This window comes from Mesorhizobium sp. M7D.F.Ca.US.004.03.1.1 (assembly GCF_003998635.1).
Taxonomy (GTDB): domain Bacteria; phylum Pseudomonadota; class Alphaproteobacteria; order Rhizobiales; family Rhizobiaceae; genus Mesorhizobium; species Mesorhizobium loti.
Genome location: NZ_RZQG01000670.1, coordinates 1 through 3,350 on the forward strand (window position 1 = coordinate 1; position 3,350 = coordinate 3,350).

4 protein-coding genes are annotated in these 3,350 nt (G+C 66.1%); 3 read left to right on the forward strand and 1 reads right to left on the reverse strand.

The features are described from left to right. Positions 1-68 precede the first annotated feature (68 nt). Positions 69-827, forward strand: coding sequence for a precorrin-2 C(20)-methyltransferase (locus EN935_RS27705; protein ID WP_127265093.1), 759 nt, complete (start codon positions 69-71; stop codon positions 825-827). Continuing rightward, positions 824-1,588 carry a precorrin-3B C(17)-methyltransferase gene (locus EN935_RS27710; protein WP_127265092.1) on the forward strand — a complete coding sequence of 255 codons (765 nt, stop codon included), beginning with the start codon at positions 824-826 and terminating at the stop codon, positions 1,586-1,588. The genes EN935_RS27705 and EN935_RS27710 overlap by 4 nt, the downstream gene beginning before the upstream one ends. Here the strand turns inward: EN935_RS27710 and EN935_RS27715 are convergent. Beyond that, a complete protein-coding gene (locus EN935_RS27715) occupies positions 1,552-2,334 on the reverse strand; it encodes a cobalt-precorrin-6A reductase (protein ID WP_126069468.1) in 783 nt (260 codons plus the stop codon). The two genes, EN935_RS27710 and EN935_RS27715, sit on opposite strands and share 37 nt — an antisense overlap. A 1-nt stretch (position 2,335) precedes the next feature. Between EN935_RS27715 and cbiE the strand changes: the two genes are divergently transcribed. Continuing rightward, positions 2,336-3,350, forward strand: a 1,015-nt coding sequence (gene cbiE, locus EN935_RS27720; protein ID WP_127373825.1) for a precorrin-6y C5,15-methyltransferase (decarboxylating) subunit CbiE, incomplete at its 3' end; no start/stop codon positions are given.

Genomic DNA, 3,350 nt, shown 5'->3' on the forward strand with positions numbered 1-3,350 from the left:
CTTCAGCGTCAGCAGTTCGGGGTCGCCGTGACCGCCGCCGCGCTCAATTCATTGGCGAGGCCGGGCCTGTGAATGCCCTTCTCAAAGGTCGTCTCGTTGGCGTCGGCACCGGTCCCGGCGACCCCGAACTGCTGACGCTGAAGGCCGCGCGAGCCTTGTCGGAAGCCGATGTCGTGGCCTATTTCGCCAAGCGCGGCAACAACAGCAACGCGCGCGCCATCGTCGAAACACGCTTCCGGCCGGATATGCTGGAGCTGCCGCTGCTCTATCCCGTCACCACCGAAATCGACAAGGATCACGACGACTACCGCTCGCAGATCACGGCTTTCTATGAGGAGTCGACCGAAAAGGTCGCCGAACATCTCCAGGCTGGCAAAATGGTTGCCGTACTCTCCGAGGGCGACCCGCTTTTCTACGGATCTTACATGCATCTGCATGTGCGGCTCGCCCATCGCTTCCCGACAGAGGTCATTCCCGGCGTAACTGCCATGTCCGGCTGCTGGTCGCAGACTGGTGTCCCTATCGTCCAGGGCGACGACGTGTTGACCGTGCTGCCCGGCACGATGAGCGAGTTCGAGCTGATGCGCCGGTTGGCGGATACCGATGCCGCCGTCATCATGAAGGTCGGCCGCAACCTACCCAAGATCCGGCGGGCGCTGGAAGCCACCGGCAAGCTGACACGCGCCGTGTATGTTGAACGCGGCACCATGGCCGGCAGCGTCTCGATGAAGCTTGCCGACAAAAAGGACGACAAGGCGCCCTATTTCGCCATCGTGCTGGTCGCCGGCTGGTCCGGCCGCCCCGGGGCTTTGGGAGCGCAAGCATGAGCGGCCGTCTCACTGTGATCGGCCTCGGCCCCGGCAACGCCGATCAGGTCACCCCGGAAGCCAGCCGCGCCGTCACCGAAGCCAAATTCTTTTACGGCTACAAACCGTATCTCGACCGGCTGGAGCTGCGCCCGGACCAGACCCGCGTCGCTTCCGACAACCGCGAGGAACTCGCCCGCTCCAAGGACGCCTTGACCAAGGCTGCCGAGGGCCATGACGTCGCTGTCGTCTCCGGCGGCGATCCCGGTGTCTTCGCCATGGCGGCCGCCGTCTGCGAGGCGATCGAAGCCGGCCCGGCCGAATGGCGTGCCGTCGATGTCGCCGTCGTGCCCGGCATCACCGCCATGCTTGCGGTTGCCGCTCGCATCGGCGCGCCGCTCGGCCATGATTTCTGCGCCATCTCGCTGTCCGACAATCTGAAGCCTTGGGAACTGATCGAGCTGCGCCTGCTGGCGGCGGCCGGCGCCGGCTTCGTCATCGCGCTCTACAATCCGATCAGCAAGGCGCGCCCCTGGCAGCTTGGCCGAGCCTTCGAGTGCCTGGCCGCAATCCTGCCAGGCACCACGCCGGTGATTTTCGGCCGCGCCGCCGGCCGTCCCGACGAGCGGATAGAGGTCTATCTGCTGGCCGATGTCGAGGCTGAAAAGGCCGACATGGCGACCTGCATCATCATCGGCTCGCCGGAGACCCGCATAATCAAGCGCGGCAAAAAGCCGGCGCTGGTCTACACGCCGCGTTCGTCGACGGGGCGGACAAAATGATCGACCCCAAGTTGATCAACAATGGCGGCCAGCGCTTCGACGGTTTCAGCCGAGTTAACATCCGGCAGCGCCGGCCTGCGCACCATCACCACCTCGATGCCAAGCGCCCGCGCCGCGGCAATCTTGCCGTAGGTTGCCTCGCCTCCGCTGTTCTTGGATACGACGACATCGATGCGATGCTTTTCGAGCAGCGCGCGTTCCTCCGCCTCGCGAAACGGGCCACGGGCCAACAGATATTCAGCATCGGGCACGGCCAGCTTCGGCTCGACGGGATCGACGCTGCGGATGAGATAATGATGCTGCGGTGCTGCCTCGAAGGCAGCGACCTCTTGCCGGCCCAATGCCAGGAAGACATGGCGCGGCGCCGGTCCAAGCGCCTGCGCGGCATAGCCAAACGTATCGACCTGCGTCCAGCGGTCGCCTTCGACAGGCTCCCAGCCGGGGCGTCGCAGGGCAAGGATCGGTACACCGGCGACGCGCGCGCCTTGCGCGGCATTGGCGGAGATTCGCGCCGCATAGGGATGCGTGGCGTCGATCAGCAGATCGGTGCCCGTCTCCCTGAGATAGACGGCCAACCCATCGGCACCGCCAAAGCCTCCGGTTCGCACCGGCACGCCTTGCGCGACCGGACTTTCGGTGCGGCCAGCCAACGAAAGCATGACCGAGCAATCGGCACGCGCCGCCAGTTTTCCGGCCAGTTGCCGCGCTTCGGTGGTGCCGCCGAGGATCAGAATACGGTGGGTCATCATGCCTGCTAAGGATCCGCGCGGCGCCAAGCTCAACCTAAAATGGCTTACGGTCGTCGGCATCGGCGAGGACGGTTTAGCGGGTCTCGGCGACGAGGCCAAGCAGCTGATTGCCCAAGCGGAAGTCATCTTCGGCGGCAAGCGGCACCTCGCCCTTGTCGCTTCCTTCGCCAAGGGCGAGCCGCGCCCATGGCCGATACCTTTCGATGCCGAGATGCGCGACGTGCTGGCGCTTGCCGGCAGGCGCGTCTGCGTGCTCGCTTCCGGCGATCCGTTCTTCCACGGCGTCGGCGCCACCCTCGCCCGCAAGGTCAAGCCACAGGAGATGCATGTCATCCCCGCGCCGTCAGCCGTTTCGCTGGCGGCCGCCCGGCTCGGCTGGGCACTGCAGGACACCGAAACCGTTTCGCTGCATGGCCGGCCGCTCGACCTGATCCGGCCGCTACTGCAGCCAAACGCCCGTATCCTGGCGCTGACGTCTGACGCCGAAGCCCCTGCGGCGATCGCCCGCCTGCTCACCGAACTCGACTTCGGCGCCTCGCGGCTGACGATCCTGGAGGCGCTGGGCGGGTCAAACGAGAGCCGGCGCACGGCCCGCGCCGACGCCTTCGATCTCGAAAACATCAATCCACTCAACGTGTTGGCGGTCGAAGTTGAGTCCGGCCCGGATGCGCGCGTCCTGCCGCTCACGGTTGGCCTTGCCGATCATCTGTTCGATCATGACGGCCAGATCACCAAGCGCGAAATCCGCGCGATCACCCTGTCGGCACTGGCGCCGAGGCGTGGCGAATTGCTGTGGGACATCGGCGCCGGCTCCGGTTCCATCGGCATCGAATGGATGCTGGCCCACCCTTCCATGCGCACTATTGCCATCGAGGCCGATCCGATCCGCGCCGCCCGCATTGGCCGCAACGCCGCCGCCTGCGGCGTTCCCGGCCTTGTCGTGGTGGAGGGCAGCGCCCCCAAGGGGCTGGCCAAGCTGGACACGCCTGACGCGATCTTCATTGGCGGCGGTG

Excerpts from the sequence above, each read along its gene's own strand:
- EN935_RS27715 (WP_126069468.1), bottom strand. The coding sequence starts at position 2,334 with ATGACCCACCGTATTCTGATCCTCGGCGGCACCACCGAAGCGCGGCAA.
- EN935_RS27710 (WP_127265092.1), top strand. The coding sequence starts at position 824 with ATGAGCGGCCGTCTCACTGTGATCGGCCTCGGCCCCGGCAACGCCGAT.